Annotated in this window: 15 protein-coding genes and 3 pseudogenes; 8 read left to right on the forward strand and 10 right to left on the reverse strand. The window is 61.4% G+C overall.

Features of this window, described 5'->3' with window-relative positions; genetic code table 11:
• Positions 1–11: 11 nt before the first annotated feature.
• From AAAK34_RS19410 to AAAK34_RS19435, 6 genes and pseudogenes are all read right to left on the reverse strand, one after another.
• On the reverse strand, positions 12–596 hold the full coding sequence (locus tag AAAK34_RS19410; protein WP_231694590.1) for a DUF2799 domain-containing protein: 585 nt from the start codon (positions 594–596) through the stop codon (positions 12–14).
• A gap of 21 nt (positions 597–617) precedes the next feature.
• Entirely contained in the window at positions 618–2,624 is a 2,007-nt protein-coding gene (locus tag AAAK34_RS19415) for an acetyl-CoA carboxylase biotin carboxylase subunit (RefSeq protein WP_231694589.1), read from the reverse strand.
• A 161-nt stretch (positions 2,625–2,785) separates the two neighbouring features.
• Entirely contained in the window at positions 2,786–3,547 is a 762-nt protein-coding gene (locus AAAK34_RS19420) for a DUF4126 domain-containing protein (protein WP_431777575.1), read from the reverse strand.
• 40 nt (positions 3,548–3,587) lie between these two features.
• Positions 3,588–4,379 carry an enoyl-CoA hydratase/isomerase family protein gene (locus AAAK34_RS19425; protein WP_231694588.1) on the reverse strand — a complete coding sequence of 264 codons (792 nt, stop codon included), beginning with the start codon at positions 4,377–4,379 and terminating at the stop codon, positions 3,588–3,590.
• Positions 4,376–4,891: a DinB family protein gene (locus AAAK34_RS19430; RefSeq protein WP_231694843.1), complete on the reverse strand. Its 516-nt coding sequence runs from the start codon at positions 4,889–4,891 to the stop codon at positions 4,376–4,378. The genes AAAK34_RS19425 and AAAK34_RS19430 overlap by 4 nt, the downstream gene beginning before the upstream one ends.
• Positions 4,892–4,893: 2 nt before the next feature.
• Positions 4,894–6,500 (reverse strand): annotated as a pseudogene (locus tag AAAK34_RS19435) (carboxyl transferase domain-containing protein).
• Positions 6,501–6,621: 121 nt separating this feature from the next.
• On the opposite strand from AAAK34_RS19435, the gene AAAK34_RS19440 reads away from it, so the two are divergent.
• On the forward strand, positions 6,622–7,641 hold the full coding sequence (locus AAAK34_RS19440) for an AraC family transcriptional regulator (protein WP_431777576.1): 1,020 nt from the start codon (positions 6,622–6,624) through the stop codon (positions 7,639–7,641).
• Positions 7,642–7,734: 93 nt separating this feature from the next.
• Here AAAK34_RS19440 and cobA read toward each other — a convergent pair whose 3' ends face one another.
• The 4 genes and pseudogenes from cobA to nirB form a co-directional block, all read right to left on the reverse strand.
• Positions 7,735–8,499: a uroporphyrinogen-III C-methyltransferase gene (gene cobA / locus AAAK34_RS19445; RefSeq protein WP_231694586.1), complete on the reverse strand. Its 765-nt coding sequence runs from the start codon at positions 8,497–8,499 to the stop codon at positions 7,735–7,737.
• A 54-nt stretch (positions 8,500–8,553) separates the two neighbouring features.
• Entirely contained in the window at positions 8,554–11,349 is a 2,796-nt protein-coding gene (locus AAAK34_RS19450; RefSeq protein ID WP_231694585.1) for a nitrate reductase, read from the reverse strand.
• Positions 11,350–11,544: 195 nt separating this feature from the next.
• Positions 11,545–11,904: pseudogene (gene nirD, locus AAAK34_RS19455) on the reverse strand (nitrite reductase small subunit NirD); the annotation flags it as partial.
• A gap of 2 nt (positions 11,905–11,906) precedes the next feature.
• Positions 11,907–14,371 (reverse strand): annotated as a pseudogene (gene nirB / locus AAAK34_RS19460) (nitrite reductase large subunit NirB).
• A 218-nt stretch (positions 14,372–14,589) separates the two neighbouring features.
• On the opposite strand from nirB, the gene AAAK34_RS19465 reads away from it, so the two are divergent.
• From AAAK34_RS19465 to AAAK34_RS19495, 7 genes are all read left to right on the forward strand, one after another.
• A complete protein-coding gene (locus AAAK34_RS19465; protein ID WP_231694583.1) occupies positions 14,590–15,765 on the forward strand; it encodes a nitrate regulatory protein in 1,176 nt (391 codons plus the stop codon).
• 283 nt (positions 15,766–16,048) lie between these two features.
• Positions 16,049–17,272 carry a CmpA/NrtA family ABC transporter substrate-binding protein gene (locus AAAK34_RS19470; protein WP_231694582.1) on the forward strand — a complete coding sequence of 408 codons (1,224 nt, stop codon included), beginning with the start codon at positions 16,049–16,051 and terminating at the stop codon, positions 17,270–17,272.
• Entirely contained in the window at positions 17,269–18,060 is a 792-nt protein-coding gene (ntrB, locus tag AAAK34_RS19475; RefSeq protein WP_231694581.1) for a nitrate ABC transporter permease, read from the forward strand. The genes AAAK34_RS19470 and ntrB overlap by 4 nt, the downstream gene beginning before the upstream one ends.
• A complete protein-coding gene (locus tag AAAK34_RS19480) occupies positions 18,057–18,860 on the forward strand; it encodes an ABC transporter ATP-binding protein (RefSeq protein WP_231694580.1) in 804 nt (267 codons plus the stop codon). Before ntrB ends, AAAK34_RS19480 begins: the two co-directional genes overlap by 4 nt.
• A 677-nt stretch (positions 18,861–19,537) precedes the next feature.
• Positions 19,538–20,395, forward strand: coding sequence for a tetratricopeptide repeat protein (locus AAAK34_RS19485; protein WP_431777577.1), 858 nt, complete (start codon positions 19,538–19,540; stop codon positions 20,393–20,395).
• Positions 20,329–21,636: a CHAT domain-containing protein gene (locus AAAK34_RS19490; RefSeq protein ID WP_431777578.1), complete on the forward strand. Its 1,308-nt coding sequence runs from the start codon at positions 20,329–20,331 to the stop codon at positions 21,634–21,636. Before AAAK34_RS19485 ends, AAAK34_RS19490 begins: the two co-directional genes overlap by 67 nt.
• A 26-nt stretch (positions 21,637–21,662) precedes the next feature.
• A complete protein-coding gene (locus AAAK34_RS19495) occupies positions 21,663–23,360 on the forward strand; it encodes a ShlB/FhaC/HecB family hemolysin secretion/activation protein (RefSeq protein ID WP_431777579.1) in 1,698 nt (565 codons plus the stop codon).
• The last annotated feature ends 1 nt before the right edge of the window (position 23,361 follow it).

Below are 23,361 nucleotides of genomic sequence, written 5' to 3' on the forward strand. Positions count from 1 at the left end.
GGGGTGATCCATCACCGCACAATCCTCATCATCGTCTCGGTGCGCATGCGGTCTCGCAGGTTACGGATCTCGTGCTCTAACGACGATCTCCGCGCAGCGAGTTCTGCCTGCCTCTGCCGGGATTGATTCTCCGAACGGCCCGTCTGGCGAATGACGTCTTCAAGACTGCGCGACTTGTCGTCGATCTGGAACTGCAGATCACGAATGCGCTTTTCGAAAAGGTAACGCTCGCGGGCCGGCGCGTAAACCGAGAGGAACGCAGGCTCCAGATCCGGCGGGCAAAAGCCAGACTTGTAATCGCTGCTGCGCTGCGCCCATGCGTGCGCATTACCCGGCGTGCAAACCTCCCGCCGTCCTATCTCCCAGCCGCGCTTCCATTCTGCGAAGTTGCCGGGAATGCCCTTCTCAACGCAACTCTTGACACGATCGGCGCCAAATTCCGGCATGTCGCCATCGCGTGCATCGGACTGGCCAAGGGCAGCCCAGTTCGCACCGCGGCATTGCTCTTCGCTCATCGTTGCGCAGCCGGACAGGAGCACGGCCCCCATCATCAGAAATGCCGCTCCCACGACAGGGCGCATGCTTGGCTTTTTCATGAGATTTTTCCTCTAAATTTTCTAGCTGCTCAACTTCAGAAGCTCCGCGCCCTCCGTCACTTGCTCTCCAGGTGAGAAGAGCAGCTCGGCAACCACACCATCTTGCGGGGCAGCAATAGTGTGCTCCATTTTCATGGCTTCCATGACAGCCAGCAACTGACCCTTGCTCACTTTGTCCCCGACCTTGACAGCGATTGACACCACCTTGCCAGGCATCGGCGCGGTGAGACGCCCCGCCTCGCCCACGCCTTCGCCGGCGTGCGAGAGCATGTCAAGTTCGGTAATGGTAGAGGCGCCGCGCGTACCGAACACGTGCTCCGCTTCGCCCAGCGCATAGACCTGCACCACCTGACGATCTGCACCAAAGCGCACGTCAATGCGGCCCTGCTCGTCTACCGTGAAAGCCAGCGGTGCAGCCTCATGATCGCCCACCTTCAACTGCAGACCATCATGCAGATAGCGCAGCTTGGCGACCACAGGCTCACCCTTGTACTCCAGATCGATCCGCCGCGAGGCCAGGCCGTGCGAGCGGAAGCCGTCGCTGCGACTGAAAGGGTCATTGGTTTCGGCGGCGCGCTCCGCCAGGACGGTTTGCGCCACGGCAGCGGCCACGGTCATCTGCAAGCCGAGTTTGTCCTGCTTGAACAGGTTGTCCGACTCACGCTCGATAAGCGCTGTATCGAGCCGCGCCTTGCTGAAGGACTCGGTGGCCAGCACGTGCCGCAGAAACTGCACGTTGGTCTGCAAGCCCGCGATGTGGGTGGCGGCCAGCGCTGCATCCAGCTTGGCCAGGGCCTGTTGCCTCGTTTCGCCCCACACAATGAGCTTGGCGATCATCGAATCGTAGAACGGGCTGATGGTGTCGCCCTCGCGCACACCATCGTCCACGCGCACTGCGTCGAACGTGAAGCTTGAGTGCGGCGGCTTGCGATACACATGCAGGGTGCCGGTAGCGGGCAGGAAGTTCTTGTCAGGGTTCTCCGCGCAGATCCGCGCCTCTATCGCGTGGCCGTCGATCATGAGATCGTCCTGCTCCAGAGGCAGGGGCTCGCCCGCGGCCACGCGCAACTGCCATTCGACGAGATCGAGCCCGGTGATGGCTTCGGTCACCGGGTGCTCAACCTGCAGACGCGTGTTCATTTCCATGAAGTAGAACTTCATCTGGTCTGGCCGCTCGTAGCCGCCCGGCTGCTCGACGATGAACTCCACCGTGCCAGCACCCACGTAATTCACCGCACGCGCGGCGTTGACCGCAGCTTCCCCCATCGCGGCACGCAGGCTCTCGGGCATGCCAGGTGCGGGAGCCTCCTCCAGCACTTTCTGGTGGCGACGCTGAACCGAGCAATCGCGCTCGAACAGGTACACGTAGTTGCCGTGCGTGTCACCGAACACCTGAATCTCGATGTGCCGGGGGCGCTGAACGTATTTTTCGACGAGTACGGAGTCGTCGCCGAAGCTGTTGATGGCCTCGCGCTTGCAAGACTGCAGCGCCGCCGCGAAGTCTTCGGGCTTGGCCACGGCCCTCATGCCCTTGCCTCCACCCCCGGCGCTGGCCTTGATCAGCACCGGGTAACCGATGCTGTCCGCCTCGCGCTGCAGCAGCTCCGGATCCTGGTCGGCGCCGTGGTAACCAGGCACCAGCGGAACACCGGCAGTTTCCATGAGTCGCTTGGATTCGGCTTTCAGCCCCATCGCTTTAATGGCCGAAGCCGGCGGGCCGATGAAAACCAGGCCCGCCTCTGCACACGCCTGAGCAAAATCTTCGTTCTCGCTCAAGAATCCATACCCTGGATGGATAGCCTGCACACTCGTAGCACGCGCAGCTTCCAGAATGCGCTGCCACTGCAGATAGCTCTCCTTCGGAGCACTCGCGCCAATATGCACGGCCTCGTCGCACGCAGAGACGTGTTTGGAGTGGGCGTCGGCGTCGGAATAAACCGCAACCGTCTTGATGCCCATGCTTCGGGCAGTGGCCGCCACGCGGCAGGCGATCTCGCCACGATTGGCGATCAGAATTTTGTCGAACACAAAGGTCTCCTCAGTTGTTTGTCAGCAATGGGGCCTCTGTAAGAGCGGCTTCAGCTGCGATGGTCTCCCTTGGTGCGGGGCGAGCATCGCGGCTAAAGCCGCTCCTACAGGTTAAGGCCATTTCGTGTCATAAGAAGGGGCGTCAAGCTCGGCTGAGATGCTCACGCACTGCCAGATGCGGCTGGCGCGATGCCAAAAAGCGCACGCAGCTTGCGTGTAACCAACTTCAAAAACTTGTAGAGCACAACCAGCAGCAGCACAGAGGCCACGACCATCACCAGCAGGACCACCCCAAAAACGAGTGGATGCGTCGTAGCCAGCCATAAGACCAGCACCGCCAGGCCATCCTCAAAGAATGAGGCTAGCCAATTCGAAAATGGCTCGGGTGAAGTGTTTATGGCCGCTCGCGTGGTGGCTTTGGTGGCAAACGACGTGGCCGCCAAGCTGCCGCCCAATACACCAGCCACCACTCCCATGACGGCTGAATCAGCGCCGAAGACGCCTGCTGCCAGCAACGCTCCACCAGGAATGCGTATGACACTGTTGATCGAATCCCAAGCGCTGTCGAGCCAGGGAATCTTGTCGGCGAAGAACTCCACCAGCAACATGAACCCGCTCGCGGCCAGAACCGCTGGATGTTCCAGAATCTGCAAACCGCCTGGTAGCGGAATCCAGCCTGCATAGCCCATGGCGCCCGTCAGAAAGACCACCGCATAAAGACGGAACCCGCTGGCCCATCCGAGCGCAGCCGCCAATGCCATGAGGGACGCCATATCCATCTTGGCGACCACGGGCGCCACCGCCCCACCCACCGCAACACCCGCCTGGTTCACGACATCGCCCAGAGCGGACGCCGTCTCGCCACTGGGGTGGATGCCCATGGAATGCAACCACTGGACGAAGTGTTGGAGTAGTTCTTGCACAGTTCAAATCCTGATGGCAGGTACGCGCCAGCGGGTGGATTCAGGAACCCACAGACCAGACGGGTTTGCGCTTTTGCAGGAAACTTTGCACGCCTTCCTTGCCTTCGTCAGAAGAGCGGATGTCGGCAATGGCCTTCACCGTATGGTCGATCAAGAGGCGTGTGATGTCGCGGTCGGCCACGTACTGAACGAGCTTCTTGCATTCCTTGTGTGCATTGGGGCTGCCCGACAGCAATGCCTGTACCCACATGGCCACGGTGGCATCAAGCTTGTCTGCACTCACGACCTCGTGCACGAAACCGATGCGCAACGCCTGCGCAGCATCGAAGCGTTCGGCCGTCAAAAAATAGCGGTGCGCCGCACGTGGCCCCATGGCGCGAATGACGTAGGGGCTGATGGTGGCGGGTGTCAAACCCAGCTTGACCTCGCTCAGGCAGAAATGCGCTGTATCCACGCTCACGGCAAGATCGCAGGCTGCGGCCAATCCCATGCCTCCGGCATAGACGTCGCCCTGTATGCGCGCAATCGTCGGCTTGGGGCACTCGTAGATAGTGCGCAGCATGAAGGCCAGCTTCTCGGCGTCGCGCTCGTTCTCCTCGCGGGAATAGTCGGCCATGCGCCGCATCCAGTTGAGGTCGGCTCCTGCGCAAAATGCCGTGCCTTCAGCCATGAGGACAATGGCGCGCACCTGGGGGTCATCGCCCAGGCGTACAAACGCTTCGGTCAAATCGGTGATGACTTCATCGTTGAAGGCATTGCGCATCTCCGGGCGGCTGAGCACCACAGTGGCCACGTGGTTCTGAATGGATGTGCGGATGGCGGATGCTGTCATGTGCGTCGAGACTCCTCTTGCAACATATAAACGAGATCAAGTTCCGGGATCGTCAGGCCGAGGGCCGTAAGCGCCGCCGTGATCTGCCCCCGGTGATGCGTGCCGTGGTTGAACACATGCGCCAACGTGGCGCCAAAGGGTAAAGTTGCCGGCTGGCCACGCATGGTGGTGTAGCTCAGTTCGCCTTCGAAGCGTTCGGCTGGCCAGCTTTCGATGAGCGGTAGCCAGCGCGCAGCGCCTTCAAGCAGTCGTTCGCCCAGCCTTTGGCGATCAGGCTCCAATTCGGCGTTCAACGCGACATTCGGAGACCTTCCTTCCGAAAATCGGACAAACCAAAGCTGGTGTTCACCCACCAACAGGTGGTTCAGCGTGCCGTGAATGCTTCTAAAAAACAGCCCCACATCGCGCCGATAGTCCTCTTCAGGCAGGGTCGCGACAGTCGCCAGCAGCCTCTGTGTGGCCCAGAGGTTGTAGCGGGCCAAGGTGGAGAAGTGCCGCGACCAATCAGGCATGATCACATCCTGAAAACGCCAAATTTGACATCTTCAACAGGTGCATTCTGGGCAGCCGACAGCCCCAGAGCCAGTACGCGGCGAGTATCGGCCGGGTCGATCACGCCATCGTCCCACAAGCGCGCGGTCGCGTAATAGGGGTGCCCCTGATCCTCGTACTGCTGGCGAATGGGGGCCTTGAAGGCCTCTTCCTCTTCCTTGCTCCATTGCCCACCCTTGGCCTCTATACCGTCGCGCTTGACGGTGGCCAGCACGCTGGCGGCCTGCTCACCACCCATGACGCTGATGCGCGCGTTTGGCCACATCCACAGAAAGCGTGGTGAGTAGGCGCGGCCGCACATGCCATAGTTGCCGGCGCCAAAGCTGCCACCGATGATGACCGTGAACTTGGGCACGTTGACCGTGGCCACCGCCGTCACCATCTTGGCGCCGTGGCGGGCAATGCCTTCGTTTTCGTACTTTCGGCCCACCATGAACCCGGTGATGTTCTGCAGGAAGATCAGCGGTATCTTGCGCTGGCCGCAGAGTTCTATGAAGTGGGCGCCTTTTTGCGCACTCTCCGAAAACAGGATGCCGTTGTTGGCCACAATGCCTACGGGCATCCCCTCGATATGCGCGAAGCCACAGACCAGGGTGGTGCCGAAGCGCGCCTTGAACTCCTGAAACTCCGAGCCGTCGACGATGCGGGCGATGATCTCGCGCACGTCAAAGGGCTTGCGCGTGTCGGTTGGAATGACGCCGTAGAGTTCTTCCGCAGCATACTTGGGAGCACGCGGAGCCCGCAGATCACCCTGTGGATGCTTTTTCAGGTTGAGGTGCGAGACCACCTGCCGCGCGAGCGCGAGCGCATGTATGTCATTCTGAGCAAGATGGTCGGCCACGCCGGAAAGGCGCGTGTGCACATCCCCCCTCCGAGATCTTCCGCCGTCACTTCTTCACCCGTGGCGGCTTTCACCAGCGGCGGCCCCCCGAGGAAGATGGTGCCTTGATCCTTCACGATGATGCTCTCATCGCTCATGGCCGGCACATAGGCACCGCCGGCTGTGCAACTGCCCATGACCACGGCAATCTGCGCAATGCCCTTGGCGCTCATGTTGGCCTGGTTGTAGAAGATGCGGCCAAAGTGATCTCGATCGGGGAAGACTTCGTCCTGATTCGGCAGGTTAGCCCCGCCGGAATCCACCAGATAGACGCAGGGCAAACGGTTCTGATCAGCGATTTCCTGCGCTCGCAGATGTTTCTTGACCGTGAGGGGGTAGTAAGTACCGCCCTTCACGGTGGCGTCGTTGCAGACGATCATGCAGTCGACCCCACTCACGCGCCCGATGCCGGCCACGATGCCCGCAGAAGGCGCATCACCGCCGTACATGCCCATGGCGGCCAGCGGGGCGATTTCCAGAAACGGTGTACCCGGATCCAACAACATCTGCACCCGCACTCGCGGCAGCAGCTTGCCCCGGTCGGTGTGTTTCTTGCGTGCGGCCTCGCCCCCGCCTTCGGCTGCCTTGGCGACCTGCGCCTTCAGATCGTCGACCACCGCCCGCATGGCAGCGGCATTGGCCTCGAACTCTGCACTGCGCGAATTAAGTTGGGTAACCAGAGTAGGCATGGTGCTCCGTAAGACAAAACAGATTCCCGAAATTATGGATCGGGCAAACCATCATAGCCAGTACGCGTCAATGCCAAAAAGGTTGCAATTAATGCCAACCACAAGAGTGCATACTTCACGCATGACTCTCCGGACACCCGCTGCAATCACGCCGATCGCGTTTGTGGCTGCAATCATGGAAGGATATAGCCGCCGCGGAAAGGATCCGAATGCCGCTTTGGCCATGGCGCAGATCTCGCCACGCCAGATACTGCAGCCAGACGCCCGCATCACCGCCTCCCAGCTGGAGATCCTTTCGGACCACGCCATGCGCGAACTGGATGATGAAGCCCTGGGCTGGTTCGAGCGGCGCATCCCCTGGGGTAGCTACGGCATGCTTGCGCGCGCTTCCTTAAGCGCGCCGACGTTGGGTGTGGCCATGAAGCGCTGGTGCAGACACCACGGCCTGCTCACCGACGACATCGCCTTGCGACTGCAAACAACAGATGGGGTTGCAGAACTAACCCTGGAGGAGCACCGTGACTTAGGTGCCTTGCGCGAGTTCTGCCAAGTTTCCCTCATGCGCAACTTTATCGGCGTGGCATCGTGGCTGATCGACTCGCGCATCCCTTTGCAGGCAGCAGCGTTTGCCTGGGCCTCGCCAGCTCATGCGGATGTTTACGGGATACTATTTCCTGCTCCCACCTCTTTTGATGCCCCCATAACGAGGCTGCAAATGGATGCGCGCTACTTCGCGCTACCGTTGCGTCGTGACGACAAAGCGCTAAACCAGATGCTGCATCGGCCATTGCCGTTGATGGTGCAGCCCTACCGACGCGACCGCTTGCTCGTGGACCGCGCCCGTCATCTCCTGCTCACTTCGGCGAACTCGGCTCACAATGCAGAAGCCTTGGCCGACAAGCTTCACGTATCGGTTCGCACACTACATCGGCAACTGCAGGAACAAGGTCACAACCTCCAAAGCCTCAAGAATGAAGCGAGGCGCAACCAGACGACTGAGCTGTTGATGCGAACCCGACAACCGATCAAACAGGTAGCTCTCGCGGCGGGATTTTTGAACGAGAAGAGCTTCATTCGTGCCTTCAAGGGCTGGACCGGACTCACCCCGGCGGCGTACAGGCGCATTCGGAGCACGCTGTAGGGGACTTCAACTGCCCAATCGAAGCTGCCGCACGAGCCTGCGTGTGCCGCGCCTTAGCGCTGAAGCGGGTCGGCGTGTTGGGCTAACTGGCCGTTACGCCCGACGCTGAAGCGGCTCCCGGCTCAAAGCAGCCACGCCGCGCACCACATCGCCTATCACCATCACGGAAGGACTGGCCATGCCTTCGCGGATGATGGTGTTGTGCAGATCACCCAAGGTGGTCATGACATGGCGTTGCTGCGGCAGACTGGCGTGCTGGATGATCACGGCCGGAGTGGTGACAGGCAGGCCGTGCAACAGTTCAGCCTGAATATGCGCAGCACCGCTCATGCCCATGTAAATGACCAGCGTGAGCTTGCAGTCGCGCCCTACCGCGGCGATCCGCCGCCAGTCCGTCGTTTCTCTGCCCGGCTTGGCATGTCCGGTCAGGAAGAGCACACCGTGCGCGTGGTCGCGGTGGGTGAGCGGGGTATTCAAGCAGGTCATGCCCGCAAGACCTGCCGTGATGCCGCTGATGACCCGGGCTTCCACGCCCGCAGCCCGCAAGTGCTCGATCTCTTCACCGCCTCGACCGAAAATGAACGGGTCGCCCCCCTTGAGGCGCACCACGTGCTCGCCCGCACTCACGGCTTGCAGCATCAGCTTCTCGATGAAGGCCTGTGGAGTGCTCTTGCAGCCACCGCGCTTGCCGACGTAAATCACGCGCGCGGTGGGTGAGGCATAGGCCACGATAGCGTCGCTGACCAAATCGTCCACAAACAACACGGTGGCGGCCTGGATAGCTTTGAGGGCCTTGAGCGTAAGCAATTCCGGGTCGCCGGGGCCAGCGCCCACGAGGGTGCAAGTTCCTGTACTCATATCTGCTTTGGCAAAGATTTTTCCGATTAATGGACGGTCAAGTACCCTCATTGCCTATATTGGCAATGCCTGATTGGAATTCTTATTAATAAGCTCTCTTAACGCTGGAACACATGAGCCGCAGTTGGTGCCGCAACGCAGTTGAGCCTGCAGTTGCTGCAGGCGTGCGCTGTCATCCCCCCGGAGATTCAAAAGGGTGGCAGTGATGGCCGTTTCGTCGACGTTAAAGCAGGTACAGATCTGCCGGTCGCGGGTGACTGGGGTGGCGGGTGGCTGTTTGCCAGGCATGAGCAACAAGCGCCCATGGTCTTGCGTGGGCAGGCTGTCCTTGAGGAGGGTGGTGAGCCACGAGCCAGCGCGCGCGTCGCCAGCCAGCAGCAGCGCCTCCACCGTGGTGTCCTGCGTGCGTCGCGCAAGGCGCAAGGCGCGGCTTACATGGCGGCGCTTGTCGGCATAGCGCAGCACGTCTGAGCCTTCCAGGCCGAGCAGGGTCTCGATGCGTTGCAGCAGCGCGGCATCCGGCACTTCGTAGCATGCCGCCCTCAGGAGCACGCCGTGCCGCGCGTGGGCTGTATCTTCCAGAGAAGTCTTGCTGGAGAAGGGCACGCAGGAAGCGAAATCGAAGTGCGTCATCAGCGCAGCCAGCGCTTCGCGCGCGGCATGCGCCGCAGGCAACCAGGCCACGCCAAGCAGGGTCCAGGGAAGCTCGGCTTTAAGCACCTTGACGGCCGCGTGCTTGAGCTCGGGTTGCCTGGATTTCGGACAGAAAGCCGGGCTGGTAAGCGCGTTGACACCGGCAAGGGGTTCGCCTGTCGATGATCGCCCGGAGAGGTATTCGCTGCCCCAGTGCATGGCCATGAAGACTTGAGAAAGCTCCAGGCTGAGATCCACCTGCACGGGAGCGATGATGGACCCGCGAGCGCTGGTGATGTGGACGAGATCTCCTTCGTTCAGTGCGCGGCGCTCCATGTCTTGCGGGTTCATCTGCAGGCAGGGTTCGGCGGCGTGGCCGAAAAGACGGCCCAGTTGGCCGGTACGGCTCATGCCGTGCCACTGGTCGCGCAGGCGGCCTGTGGTCAAGCTAAAGGGATAGCGGGCATCGCACGGCTCGGCCAAGGGCTGCCAGGTCAGGTCGCTGAACCGTGCGCGACCGTCAGGGGTGGCGAATCGGCCGTCTTCATACAGCCGTGCGCGGCCCACGGACTCACCGTCCTTCAGCGGCCATTGCTGGGGGCCGCGCTCTTCAAGCATCTCCCAGGAGAGGCCTGTGATGTCCAGGTCGCGCCCGCGCGTGCTTTCCCTGTGTTCGTTCCAGATTTCGTGTGCACTGCGGTAAGCGAACAAGCTGGGGCAGCCGGGGCGCAGCAGCGCTTCGAGCCTCGTTGCGAACTGCACGGCGATCTGCCAGTCATGCCTGGTCTCCTCAGGAGGCGGCACGGCGGGGCGCACGCGCGAGATACGGCGTTCGCTGTTGGTCACGGTGCCTGATTTCTCGCCCCAGGTGGTGGCCGGCAGGAGGAGATCAGCAAAAGCGCACGTGGCGGTGGTGGCAAAGGCCTCCTGCACGACAACGAACTCGGCGCGCTCCAGGGCACGACGCACCATGGCCTGATCGGGCAGGCTTTGGGCGGGATTCGTGCAGGCGATCCAGAGTGCCTTGACCTCCCCTTCAGCCGCGGCCTGGAACATTTCCACCGCAGTCTTGCCAGGCTGAGCGGGCACGGATTCAACTCCCCACAGTGCTGCGACTTCGGCCCGGTGGGCTGGGTCGCCCAGGTCCCGGTGCCCGGAAAGCAGGTTGGCCATACCGCCAACTTCGCGCCCGCCCATGGCGTTGGGCTGGCCAGTGAGAGAGAAGGGCCCCGCACCGGGCTTGCCGATCTGGCCGGTGGCCAGATGCAGGCTGATAAGCGCAGCGTTCTTGGCCGTGCCGTTGACGCTCTGGTTCAGGCCCTGGCAATAAAAGCTGAGGGTGGGACCGCATTGCGAGAACCATTGCGCGGCTTGGCGAATGTCTTCCTTGCGCAGGCCACAGATCTGGGCAGCGCGCTCTGGCGTGGCTTCACGCACTACGGCTTTGAGTTCAGGGAACCCGTGGGTGTGGCGGTCTATGTAGGCTGCGTCTATCCAGCCCTCCCATAGCATGGCGTGAAGCATGCCGTGAAAGAGCATGACATCCGTGCCTGGCTGCAGGGGCAGGAAGAGATCGGCCATCGCTGCGGTTTCCGTGAAGCGAGGGTCGGCCACGATGATTTTCATGTCGGGGTTGGCAGCGTGCGCTTCCTCCACACGGCGAAACAGTACCGGATGCGCCCAGGCGGCATTGCTGCCTGCGAAGAACAGGCAGCCTGCATGATTCACGTCTTCGTAGCAAGCCGGGGGAGCATCGGCTCCAAGTGTGAGCTTGTAGCCCGCCACGGCACTGCTCATGCACAGGCGAGAGTTGGTGTCCACATTGTTGGTGCCCACCAAGCCTTTGGCGAGTTTGTTGAACACGTAATAGTCTTCTGTGAGCAATTGCCCGCTCACATAGAAGCCCACGGCATCGGCACCGTCGCGGACGATGATGTCGGCGAAACGCTGGGCCGCCATGTCCAGCGCGCTGTCCCACGTCACGTATTCGGGTGCCGCTCCACGCTGTTTTCGGTGCTGCGGATGCAACAGCCGCGTCTGACGTGCCAGGTCTTGCGCGGCCGTGAGGTGCAGCGTGCTGCCTTTGGAGCACAACCTTCCGAAGTTAGCGGGATGCTGAGGATCGCCGCGCACTCCGGTAATGCGCGCGCCCTCCGTCTGTATGAGCACGCCGCAGCCTACGCCGCAGTAAGGACAGGTGGATCGCGTTTCTGACATAAGCTTGGATGCTGTGGGTGAACCCAACGTACTTCGATTGACCAATTGATCCGGTTCTACGGAGCGTTCCGATATTCACGACACGCCGTTACTACCTCACCGCAACCCGCTCTCAGATGGTGAGTGGTTTTCTTCGAGATGGCGGCTGTTGTCATGAGCTATGCGAACCTCAACAGGAGCGTTTCCGGCGTGGCATGGCCCGGCCGCTGGACGCCCGAGGTCGGTAGCGTGGTGCGCAAGCTGATCTGAATCGAGATAGACCAAGCCGTCTTCCACCTTGACCTCAAAGCGCGGGGTGCTGCCGTCGTCGGGGGCCGTGGCGTGGCCGTCTCTTAGCTGGATGGTCCAGTTATGCAACGGACAGGCCACGCTCTCGCCGAACACCAGCCCCTCCGACAGCGGACCGCCTTTGTGCGGGCAGCGGTCCAGCAGTGCGTAGACGTGCCCTGCTCCGGTACGGAATACGGCGACATCCAGGCCGCGTTCACGAGAGACGCGGCGAGCGCCGAGCTCGGGAATCTCGTCGGCGCGGCAGATGGGGATCCATTGGTTCATGGTCAAGCTTTCTGAAGAACTTTGGGGGAAGCGATGGGAACGAACTGACGCTGATCTACGCCTGCCTTCTCGAAGTCGAACCAAGGGTCGGGTTCGCCACTCAGCGCGAACTGCAGTTGTGCCCAAAGCGCCTTGCGGCCTTCCGCGTCTTCGAGAATGCGCTGCTTCACGTATTCCAGGCCCACACGGTTCACGTAGTGCACAGTGCGCTCCAGGTACCAGGCTTCCAGCCGGTACAACTGCATGAACGCCCCCGTGTATTCCATCACCTCTTCCGCGGTTTTGAGCTTGACAAAGAACTGCGCCACTTCGGTCTTTATTCCGCCGTTGCCAGCTATGTACATCTCCCAGCCGCTGTCGACGCCGATGATGCCCACGTCCTTGATACCGCTTTCCGCACAGTTGCGCGGGCAACCGCTCACGGCAAACTTGACTTTGTGTGGCGCGTACATACCGAAAAACGCACGCTCCAGGTCCTTGCCCAGCCGGGTGCTGTCCTGTGTGCCCATGCGGCACCATTCGCTACCCACGCAGGTCTTCACGGTGCGCAGCGCCTTCGCGTAGGCATGGCCGCTGGGCATGCCGATGTCACGCCACACGGCCTGAAGGTCTTCCTTCTTCACGCCCAGCAGGTCGATGCGCTGGCCGCCCGTGACTTTGACCGTCGGGATCCGGTATTTGTCGACCACGTCGGCAATCTGGCGAAGCTCCGCCGCCGAGGTCTCGCCGCCCCACATGCGCGGCACGACGCTGTAGGTACCGTCTTTCTGGATGTTGGCATGGCTGCGTTCGTTGATCAGGCGGCTTTGCGGATCGTCATGAGCCTCCTTGGGCCAGGTGCTGATCAGGTAGTAGTTGAGTGCCGGGCGGCAGGTGGCGCAGCCATTGGGCGTACGCCACTCCAAGAAATGCTGGACGTCGGCCACGGTGAGCAAGTGGTATTTGGCAATGGCCTCGCGTACCGCCTGGTGTCCGTGTTCAGTGCAGCCGCAAATCGGCTTGGTCTTGGGCGAGACCGAGAAATCGCCGCCGGCCTTGAACATGATGATCTGCTCGACCAAACCAGTGCACGAGCCGCAACTGGCGCTGGCCTTGGTGTGCTTGCGCACCTCGTCCAGCGTAAAAGCCCCTTTTCCTGGATGGCTTTGCAGATGGCGCCCTTGGTCACCCCGTTGCAACCACAGACCTCATCATCGTCTTGCATGGCGGCCGCCTTGTTGTGGCCCTGGTGCCCAGCATCGCCGATGTTGGATTCGCCAAACATCAGCTTGTCGCGGATATCCCTGACATCGCGGCCCTCCCGCAAGAGCTTGAAGTACCAGCCGCCGTCGACCGTGTCGCCATACATGCATGCGCCCACGAGCTTGTTGTCCTTGAGCACCAGTTTCTTGTACACGCCGGCGAAGGGATCGCTGAGTACGATCTCTTCGGTGTCAGCTCCTCCCTGGAAATCACCAGCACTGAAGAGGTCTATACCCGTGACCTTGAGCTTGGTGGAAGTCAGCGACCCCTGGTATCGGCCGATGCCGAACTCGGCCAAGTGGTTGGCAAGCACTTTGCCCTGCTCGAAAAGAGGAGCGACCAGGCCATAGGCAATGCCCCGGTGCGCCGCGCATTCGCCGACGGCGTAGATTCGTGCGTCGGTCGTGGTTTGCAGTGTGTCACTCACTACGATGCCCCGATTGATGTGCAAGCGGATTTTTTCAGCCAGAGCGGTGTTGGGGCGTATGCCCACGGCCATCACCACCAACTGTGCGGGTGTCTCGTTGCCATCCTTGAATCTGACGGCGCGCACGCGGCCGCCCTTGCCGTCATCTGCATCGCCCAGAAGTTCCTGCGTCTGCGCCTGCATCAGGAACTGCATGCCCCGTTCGGCCAGGGATTTTTGCAGCAGCTTGCCCGCCACATCGTCCAGTTGACGCTCCATCAACCATTCGCCGGCGTGCACCACGGTGACCTTCATGCCGCGCTTCATCAAGCCATTGGCAGCCTCCAGCCCCAGCAGGCCCCCGCCAATGACGACCGCCTCCTTGTATTTGGCTGCGGCATCGATCATGGCCTGCGTATCCGCTATATCTCGATACGCGAGCACCCCGTCCAGATCCTTGCCGGGAATCGGCAGCATGAACGGGTTGGACCCTGTGGCGAGAATCAGCCGGTCGTACTCCGCGCTCACACCGTTGGCCGCATGCACCACGCGCCGCTTGCGATCGACGTCAGTCACCGTGCAACCCGCATGCAGCTTGATTCCGTGCTGCTCGTACCAGGCCCAGTCGTTGAGCACGATCTCCTCCAGCGTCTGCTCACCCGCCAGCACGGGGGAAAGCAGAATGCGGTTGTAGTTGGGATGAGGCTCAGCGCCGAATACCGTGATGTCGTAGAGGTCAGGCGCCACCTTCAGCAACTCTTCCAGCGTACGCACGCCAGCCATGCCATTGCCCACCATCACGAGTTTGGGCTTCTTCATGATGAATTCCTTTCTGAAATAAGAAAAGGCGTCTTCACGCTGCGTGACCTGGGTCAACGCTTGTGAAAGACGCCTCTGTCTGGTGCAGCACTCCATTGCGCTGCGGATTCGCCTGAGATTAAGCAATTCCTGTGCCATTGAGTTCGCGCCGAGTTGGTGCATCGATGGCGCGAGCTCACAAGTTGCATCGGTACGGAAATTGCTTCTCCATCAGGAAGATGACTTCCGCCATGCACTATCTCCAGGTTGCTCGCCAGTGCGAGATTGCCGAACTGGAGTCGCTCCAGCGCACCAGTGCTCTCGTGGATTTGATTGGACAGCTGATTCATGCGCTACAGAAGGAGCGCGGACTTTGCACGGTCTACCTGACAGGCCGCTGTGAGCCGACCACGCTGTCCGCCCAGGTGCAGGAGTGTGAACGTAGGGCGATGCAGGCCTGTGCGGGTTTTGATGCCCTTAAAGTCCCTGCCCAGGGCGCACGGCTGTTCAGCCGCATTGCCTATGTGCTCCAGGGGCTGCAGGCGCTACCCGCATTGCGCGCGCACATACAGGCTCGGCAGAAAACCCCTGAGTCTTCAGCTGCAGCGTTCACCAAACTGGTGGCCGGATTGCTGGCCGTGGTGTTCGAAGCGGCGGATGGCGCCGCTGATCCAGGGATTTCACGGTTGCTGGTAGCGCTGTTTCACTTCATGCAGGGCAAAGAATTTGCTGGTCAGGAGCGGGCTGCTGGCGTGGCCGCCTTTGGCGCGGGCGGTGAGCAGCGCCAACAGCATTGGCTGCATCTGATCGCGGCGCAGGAGCGATGCTTTCAGGTCTTTGTCGAATTCGCGCCGCCGTCGCTGCTTCCTCTGTGGCGTGCGGAAGATGCCGCGCTGGAAAGACTTCGGCGGGTGGGCTGCACGGCCCCAGCGGATGTAGAGCCAGATGCGGATATGCGCCAGACCTGGTTCGACGTTGCCACGCGCCGCATGGAAGGGTTGCACGCCATTGAAACCCAGTTGGCGGCCGAACTGCTGCACCAGTGCGAATGCCGCATTGCTGAAGCCCGCGAGCCCTTGCCCGCTGCCGATGCCAGCGCGGACTTCTTTGACACTTCCCCTGGTCCCACCACCAGTCTGGGACCGCAGTTGAACCGTTCGGTATTGGAGCTGGTGCAGGAACAATCACAGCGCTTGCAGGCCATGCAAGCCGAACTGGAGGCCACGCGCGCCACTCTTCAAGAGCGCAAGTTGGTGGAGCGAGCCAAAGGTGTCCTGATGGCGAGGCGGCACCTTAGTGAAAGTGACGCACACAAATTGTTGCGCCAGACCGCTATGAACCAGGGCCGCAAGCTCGCCGAAGTTGCCGAGGCTGTGTTGGCGATGGCTGACCTCCTCCCGCCTGCACCGATTTGAGTTCTCGTGCTGCACTGCAGCACCAGTCTGGTGCGGCAAAGCGAGCTGAAACCGCACCACCGGCCTGCGCAAAGGCGAATACGGAATTATTGGGCTGGCACGCTTCATGCGAAGAGTGCCATGAAGCCCAGCCAAAGGCGGCAGGGCGTCAGAAGACAACGGTGTCCACCTCTTCCCGTTCATGCGAGGAGAGGTTGGGCACCGTTTTTTTTAAAGAACGTATTCACGAGCAAGAGACCCGCGAAGAGATCGTGAACGCGCTCAAATGTTCAAAGGATGCCCCATGTCAACCACTACTATTCAACGTCGCCGTTTTCTTTCCCTGGCAGCCAGCGCCGCGTTGGGCACCAGCGGTGGTGCCTGGGCAGCGGGCTCGGACAAGCCTGAAAAAGAAGAAGTCAAGATCGGCTTCATCCCGCTCACGGACTGCGCGAGCGTGGTCATGGCCTCGGTGCTTGGTTTAGACAAAAAGTATGGGGTGAAGATCATTCCCAGCAAGGAAGCCAGCTGGGCCGGCGTACGGGACAAGTTGGCAAATGGTGAATTGGACATGGCCCATGTGCTCTACGGCCTGATTTACGGTGTGCACCTGGGTGTGGGCGGGCCTAAGAAGGACATGGCTGTGCTCATGGGCCTGAACCACAACGGGCAGGCCATCACCCTGTCGAAAGCCCTGGCAGACAAGGGCGCCGTCGATGGTCCTTCCCTCGCCGCGCTCATGGCCAAGGAACAGCGAGAGTACACCTTCGCCGGAACATTCCCAACCGGCACGCACGCCATGTGGATGCACTACTGGTTGGCTGCGGCGGGCATCAACCCGGTGACCGGCGCCAAGTTGATCACCGTGCCTCCCCCACAGATGGTGGCGAATATGCGAGTGGGCAACATGGATGGCTTCTGCGTAGGCGAACCATGGAATCAGCGTGCCATTCTCGACGGTATCGGCATCACAGCCAACACCACGCAGGACATCTGGAAAGACCACCCCGAGAAGGTGCTGGGCACCACAGCCGACTTTGTGAAAAAACATCCCAACACCACGCGAGCCGTCATGATGGCTGTGCTGGAGGCGGGGCAGTGGATCGACGCCAGCCTTTCGAACAAAATGAAAATGGCCGAGACCATTGCGAGCAAGTCCTACGTGAACACCAGTGTAGATGCGATCAACCAGCGCATTCTGGGCCGCTACCAAAACGGGCGAGGCAAGAGCTGGGATGATCCCAACCACATGAAGTTCTTCAACGATGGCGCCGTGAACTTCCCCTACCTCTCCGACGGCATGTGGTTCCTCACGCAGCACAAGCGCTGGGGCCTGCTCAAGGCGCATCCTGATTATCTGGCCGTGGCCAAACAGGTAAATCAGGTGGACCTGTACCGCTCGGTCGCCAGCGCCATGAAAATCAGCGTGCCCAAGGATGTGATGCGCACCAGCAAGCTCATCGATGGCGTAATCTGGGACGGCAAAGATCCCGCCAAATATGCGGACAGCTTCAGGATCAAGGCATGACCATGAAGACGAGTGCATATTTTTCATCAGCGTTACCACCGCTTTGCGGTCTGGGCTTGCTGGTCCTGCTTTGGAGCATCGTTGCATCCACAACGGCCCAGAGCATTCCCGGGCCATTGGAGACATGGCGCCAAGCCGTGGAAGTGTTCAGCGACCCCTTCTACCGCAACGGCCCCAACGATCAAGGCGTCGGCTGGAATGTCCTCGCATCGCTCCAACGCGTGGCAGTGGGCTTCGGGCTGGCGGCGCTTGTCGGCATTCCGGCGGGCTTCATCATCGGGCGGTTCGAGTTTCTTTCGAGAATGTTCAACCCCCTCATCAGCCTGCTGCGGCCCGTGTCACCGCTGGCCTGGCTCCCGATCGGCCTGCTGGTTTTCAAGGGGGCAAACCCGGCGGCCATATGGACCATTTTCATCTGTTCCATCTGGCCCATGATCATCAACACAGCCGTGGGCGTGCAGCGCGTTCCGCAAGACTACATGAACGTGGCGCGCGTGCTCAACCTGAGCGAATGGAAGATTGCCACCACGGTCCTTTTCCCTGCGGTTCTGCCTTATATGTTGACCGGCGTCCGGCTGGCCGTCGGGACAGCATGGCTGGTCATCGTCGCAGCTGAAATGCTGACCGGCGGCGTGGGCATAGGCTTCTGGGTGTGGGACGAGTGGAACAACCTGAATGTGAAAAACATCATCGTGGCCATCTTCGTGATCGGCATCGTGGGGCTGCTGCTGGAGCTTCTGCTGATCAAGCTGGCCACTGCATTTACCTTTGAGGAAGTAAGGTCATGAGCAACGCCAAGTTCATTGAAATCCAGGGCGTGGAGCAAACCTTCAAGACCGCCAAGGGAGTGTTTCCGGCCTTGCGCAATATTGACCTGAGCATCGCCAAGGGCGAGTTCGTCGCGCTCATCGGACACTCGGGCTGCGGCAAGAGCACGCTGCTGAACCTGATTGCGGGACTGACCACGCCAACCGCGGGCGTCCTGCTCTGCGCCAACAAGGAAATCCATGGGCCGGGGCCGGAGCGCGCCGTAGTATTTCAGAACCACTCGCTACTGCCGTGGCTGACTTGCGAAGGCAACGTCTACCTGGCCGTCGAGCGCGTTTTTGGAACCACCCAAAGCAAGTCTCAGCTCAAGCAGCGCACCGCCCAGGCCCTGGACCTTGTCGGGCTTTCCCATGCGGCGCATAAGCGTCCCGGCGAGATATCTGGCGGCATGAAGCAACGCGTAGGAATTGCGCGTGCACTTTCGATGGAGCCGCAGGTCCTGCTGATGGACGAGCCCTTCGGAGCGCTGGATGCTCTCACGCGCGCCAAGCTACAGGACGAGTTGTTGGAAATCGTGGCACGTACGCGCAGCACCGTGGTCATGGTGACCCACGATGTCGATGAAGCCGTGCTCCTGTCAGACAAGATCGTGATGATGACCAATGGCCCCGCCGCTACCGTTGGCGAATTGCTTCACGTGAATATAGAGCGCCCGCGCAGTCGCGTGAAGCTGGCCGAAGACCCGCGCTATCTGCATGCGCGCAAGGCGGTCATGGATTTTCTCTACACGCGGCAGCGGCATGTGGAAAGTGCGGCGTGAAAGCAGCATGATCCTGGGCCGCGCTCAGTCCAGGCGCCTTTAGTGCCTCCCAGGCCTCTCGGGGGCACCCGGTGCTCGTGGAGAAACAAGAGGGTTTCCTTGTAGGAGCGGCTTCAGCCGCGATTGGTTTCCTTCGGAGCACAAGACGCCATTGATGACGGTGACCCTTCGCGGCTGAAGCCGCTCCTACAAAGGCAGAGACGATGGAGGCCGTTTTGGGCTTTCAAAGTTTTGTTTCTCATGAGCCTGTTCAAAGTCCCCACTCCAGCTGAGCATCCCATCCATAAACATCCGCGGATCTGACTTCCCCAGCCCCTTGAGCGAGCCCCCTGGTAGAGAAGACCCCTCCAGCGTAGCAGCCCGTTCGGAAACACCCGGGGAGCTGGCTTTGCCAGGCCCAGGGTGCGCTACCTCAAGGGAAAGCCCCCTCCAGCGTAGCAGCCCCTTCGCAAACACCCGGGGAGCTGGCTTCGCCAGTCCCCTGGGTGTGTCCCCCTCCGGGGGAAGGCGCGCAAGCGCCTCAGGGGGGCTACCCATTTCGCCCTAGGCCGTTTTGCCCATTGGTGCCATGGAACTACGCGCCTAAACTGACCGCCACAGTCCGGCAACGGCACATCCGGCGTTTGCCGGTGAACAAGTGGCTCCGGGCAGTTCATCGGGAGCTTTAGATGAGGTCGATGACTCGGATTCTGGTCCGGACGGGCCCGCTGATCGTAGTAGCCGCCCTAATGGGAGCCATGCCCGCGCTGGCGCAGGCCCCCGACGCCGAGGCGGCTGCCGACCGCGCTGCCCAGACTCGACTGGCAGACGTGGACACTCTGGTGGCCCTGACCAGCGAGGGCGCAATCCTTTATGCGCAGGATGAAGTCAAGCTAAACGGCTATCAGTACTGCAGTCAGGCCGTCGCCTTGGCGGAGGCGGGTGAATTCCGGCAGAGCATTCGGGCTGCCAGCAAGGCGCTGCATCTGGCCAACGCGGGCAATGACGAGAACCTCAAAGCACTGGCCAACCGTGACCTGGCCATTGCCTATAGCTATGGGGGTCAACTGGACAAATCCATTGAGTTCGCGCGCGAGGCACTGAGACACACCCCGAAAGATCCTCAGATCGTTTACGCGCCAGCACACAAGATGATTGGCGACGCGAGGTTTCGCAGGGGCGACCACGCAGGCGCGGTCCTCAGCTACGAGGAAGCGCTCACCCTCAGTTCGCCGCGCTATGCGCCGCTAGTGCAGGCCTCGCTCACCAACGCGCTGATAGAAACCGGCGATCTGGCAAGGGCGCGAGAATTGCTCGGCAAGATTCCCAACCAGCGCGAGCCGGGGCTGCAAGCGCAGCTCGATCGTACGCATGCGCGCCTGTTGCTGGCAGAAAAAGGCCTGAGGAAGCGCTGGCGGCCTACCGCAAACTCACCGAACGGACCTACGGGGTTGACAGCCGCTACTTCCATTTATGGGCCTGGGACGGTGTGGCACGTGCCGAGCAAGCGCTGGGTCGCAAGACCGAGGCCACGCAGGCCATCGACCGTGCTCTAGCGGACATTGATCAGGTGCGTTCCAAGTTCCGCAGCGAAGAAATCAAGATAGGCCTGTTCTCGGACCTGCAATCCGTGTTTGAACGGGGGTTGGTGCTGAACGGCGAACAAGGCAACGAAGCACGGGCCTTCGAGATCAGCGAGCGCAGTCGCTCGCGAGCACTGCTGGACGCAGTTCGCGGGCGCGCCGATCTGGACGCCGGTGCGTCGCGAACACTTGGCCTGCCGGCGCTCCAGGCCAGCCTGCGCCCCAATGAAAGAGTGGTGCAATTTCACGCACTGCCCACTTATCTGCAGGTGTGGGTGATTGGGCCCGACAGCATCAAGGGGCACCGGGTGGAGGTTCCGCGCGAAGAACTGACTGAACTGGTCGAAGTGTTCCGAAATTCCGTGGTGCGCGGAAGACGCACGGCGATTGGCAACGCGGAGAAGATGGGCGCGGCACTGATCGCTCCGCTCGGGCTGACGCCGGGGCAGCGCCTGGTGATCGTGCCACATGGGCCGCTGCACTACCTACCGTTCCAGGCGTTGCGCGTGGACGGACACTACCTGATTGAGCAGCATCCGGTGTCGGTAGCCCCTTCTGCAAGCATCGCCATGCAGTTGGCACAGCGTGTTCCGAAGGCATCTCCCATTCTCACGGCGTTTGGCAATCCGCGGATCGAAGACAAGTATGAGTTGCCCGGCGCCGAAGCTGAAGTGAACCAGTTGGCAAGATTGTTCCCGAACAACAGATTGTTCATGGGAGAACAGGCCAACAAGACACAGTTCCGGCAGGCTGTGGCTCGCACACCCGTGCTTCATGTGGCGGCACATGCCGAAGTGGACGAAGTGGATCCGCTCTACTCGCGCATTCTTCTGGCCAACGAAGGGGGTCGGCAGAATTTCCTGGAAGCGCACGAAATTCTGGACATGCGCATGCCGGAGACTGCACTGGTCACGCTCTCGGCCTGTGAGTCGGGACTGGGGCGCATTGCCCAGGGCGACGAAGTACTGGGGTTCACGCGTTCGTTCCTTGCGGCTGGCTCGTCGAGCTTGATTGCCTCGCTGTGGCCCGTGTCCGACGACGCGACGGCGTTGCTGATGAGCACCCTCTACGGCGAGTTGTCGAAGGGCCAGGATGTGCAGCAGGCGTTGCAAGCCGGGCAGCTTGCGGTACTGAAGGATCCCAAGCTGGCACACCCGTTCTTCTGGGCGCCCTTCAATCTGATCGGCAACTGGCGTCTGACGCTGGGTGGTTGACGCTTAGCGAAGATTGGAAAAACAACATGCGCACGCACACATCGATTGCACCATCCGTGCAGGACACAGAAAAGAGTCCTTGGCGGCTAAAGCCGCTCCTACAAGCGGTCGGTTATGCAGGGGCCCTGAGCGTGATCATTGGCTGGATCGCTCTGAGTACGAGCGGCTTGGTGCATGCCCAAAGTGGCACCATACCTGGCTCTACACCAGAAGTGCAAGGCTTACCCGCAGTGAGTGCCCCTTCTGCCACCTTCCGATTGAACGACGTGCGCTTCTCCGGGGCACAGATGATGGAGACAGCCGAGCTGCGGGAGTTGGCGCAGCCGTACCTTGGCCGGGAAGTGGCCATGGCAGATCTGGAAAAGCTGGCGGCCAGCGTCACGGCACGTTACCGCGAGCGCGGGTACTTCCTGGCGCAAGCGATTGTGCCGGTGCAGACCGTGCAGGGCGGTGTGGTCGAGATCAGCGTCATCGAAGGCCGCCTGGGCAAGGTTGATGTGCAGGTGGCGCCGGATGCGCCCATCAGTGCCGAGCGCGTACGCGGCTTTCTGGAGCCGCTCAAGGTGGGCGAAGCGGTGAACGCGCAGGCCTATGAGCGCGCCATGCTGCTGCTGTCGGACCAGCCGGGCATACGTGTTTCCTCCGGGTTGCAGCAGGGCGCGCAGCCGGGCACTGTCGATCTGGCCGTGGAGGTGGTTGCCACGCCCCGATTCACCGGGTCGGCGGATGCAGACAGCCACGGCACCCAGGAGTCCGGGCGCTACCGCCTGGGCGGTTCCGTGCGCTGGGCCAGCCCCACCGGCATCGGCGACAACCTGGATGCGCGCGTCATGGTGTCCAACGGCAACAACCTGCAGTTCGGTCGCGTGTCGTATGAGGCGCCTCTTGGAACCTCGGGGCTGCGTGCAGGGCTGGGGCTGGCTCGCGTGCAGTATCAGGTAGGCGGCGAATTCGAACCGCTGGACGCGCGCGGCCACGCCAATGTCGTGGACTTCTCCCTGAACTACCCGTTCATCCGCCAGCGCGGGCACAACTTGCTGGGTCGCCTGTCACTCGAAGCGAAGGAGTTGAAAGACGAGTTCCGCGCGGTGGATCTGTCGATTCCAAAGCGCGTGCATGCGCTTGGCGTGGGATGGGCCTGGGACCGACGCGACAACATCGGCGGCGGTGGGTATTTCGCCAGTTCGGGCACGCTTTACAGCGGCCGCCTGCAGATTCGCGATGCGGGCGCGCGAGCCGCCGACGCGGCAGGCCGACAGACGGAAGGGGGCTTCACCAAGCTCGCGTTCCAGGTGTCACGCCTGCAGGCGCTGGCGCCTCGGCATTCGCTATATGTTTCCATCGGCGGCCAATGGGCGAGCAAGAATCTGGATGCGTCGGAGAAACTTGCCCTGGGCGGCGCGCGGGCGGTACGCGCCTACCCGTCGAGTGAGGCCTTGGTTGATCAGGGCTGGATATCTACCGTGGAATACCGCTGGGCCGTTACGGATGAATTGACGCCCTTTGTCTTTTTTGATGCCGCCCATGGCCGTCGCGCCAAGAGCGCCGCCGAAGCCGACAACGGCATCAGCCTGCGCGGGGCGGGGCTTGGCCTTTCCTGGGGCCGCCCCGGTAACTTCTCGGTAAACGCCACGCTGGCCTGGCGCGTGGGAACCGATCCGGCCCAAACCGACGGTGGTGGCCGTAACCCCCGATTCTTCATTCAGGCACAAAAGGTGTTTTGAA

It is taken from the genome of Ottowia caeni, from assembly GCF_050821495.1.
GTDB classification, from domain to species: domain Bacteria; phylum Pseudomonadota; class Gammaproteobacteria; order Burkholderiales; family Burkholderiaceae_C; genus Ottowia; species Ottowia caeni.

Excerpts from the sequence above, each read along its gene's own strand:
- AAAK34_RS19485 (WP_431777577.1), top strand. The coding sequence starts at position 19,538 with ATGACTCGGATTCTGGTCCGGACGGGCCCGCTGATCGTAGTAGCCGCC.
- AAAK34_RS19495 (WP_431777579.1), top strand. The coding sequence starts at position 21,663 with ATGCGCACGCACACATCGATTGCACCATCCGTGCAGGACACAGAAAAG.
- AAAK34_RS19465 (WP_231694583.1), top strand. The coding sequence starts at position 14,590 with ATGACTTCCGCCATGCACTATCTCCAGGTTGCTCGCCAGTGCGAGATT.
- AAAK34_RS19430 (WP_231694843.1), bottom strand. The coding sequence starts at position 4,891 with ATGCCTGATTGGTCGCGGCACTTCTCCACCTTGGCCCGCTACAACCTC.
- AAAK34_RS19450 (WP_231694585.1), bottom strand. The coding sequence starts at position 11,349 with ATGTCAGAAACGCGATCCACCTGTCCTTACTGCGGCGTAGGCTGCGGC.
- ntrB (WP_231694581.1), top strand. The coding sequence starts at position 17,269 with ATGACCATGAAGACGAGTGCATATTTTTCATCAGCGTTACCACCGCTT.
- AAAK34_RS19440 (WP_431777576.1), top strand. The coding sequence starts at position 6,622 with ATGACTCTCCGGACACCCGCTGCAATCACGCCGATCGCGTTTGTGGCT.
- AAAK34_RS19410 (WP_231694590.1), bottom strand. The coding sequence starts at position 596 with ATGAAAAAGCCAAGCATGCGCCCTGTCGTGGGAGCGGCATTTCTGATG.
- AAAK34_RS19480 (WP_231694580.1), top strand. The coding sequence starts at position 18,057 with ATGAGCAACGCCAAGTTCATTGAAATCCAGGGCGTGGAGCAAACCTTC.
- AAAK34_RS19425 (WP_231694588.1), bottom strand. The coding sequence starts at position 4,379 with ATGACAGCATCCGCCATCCGCACATCCATTCAGAACCACGTGGCCACT.
- cobA (WP_231694586.1), bottom strand. The coding sequence starts at position 8,499 with ATGAGTACAGGAACTTGCACCCTCGTGGGCGCTGGCCCCGGCGACCCG.
- AAAK34_RS19470 (WP_231694582.1), top strand. The coding sequence starts at position 16,049 with ATGTCAACCACTACTATTCAACGTCGCCGTTTTCTTTCCCTGGCAGCC.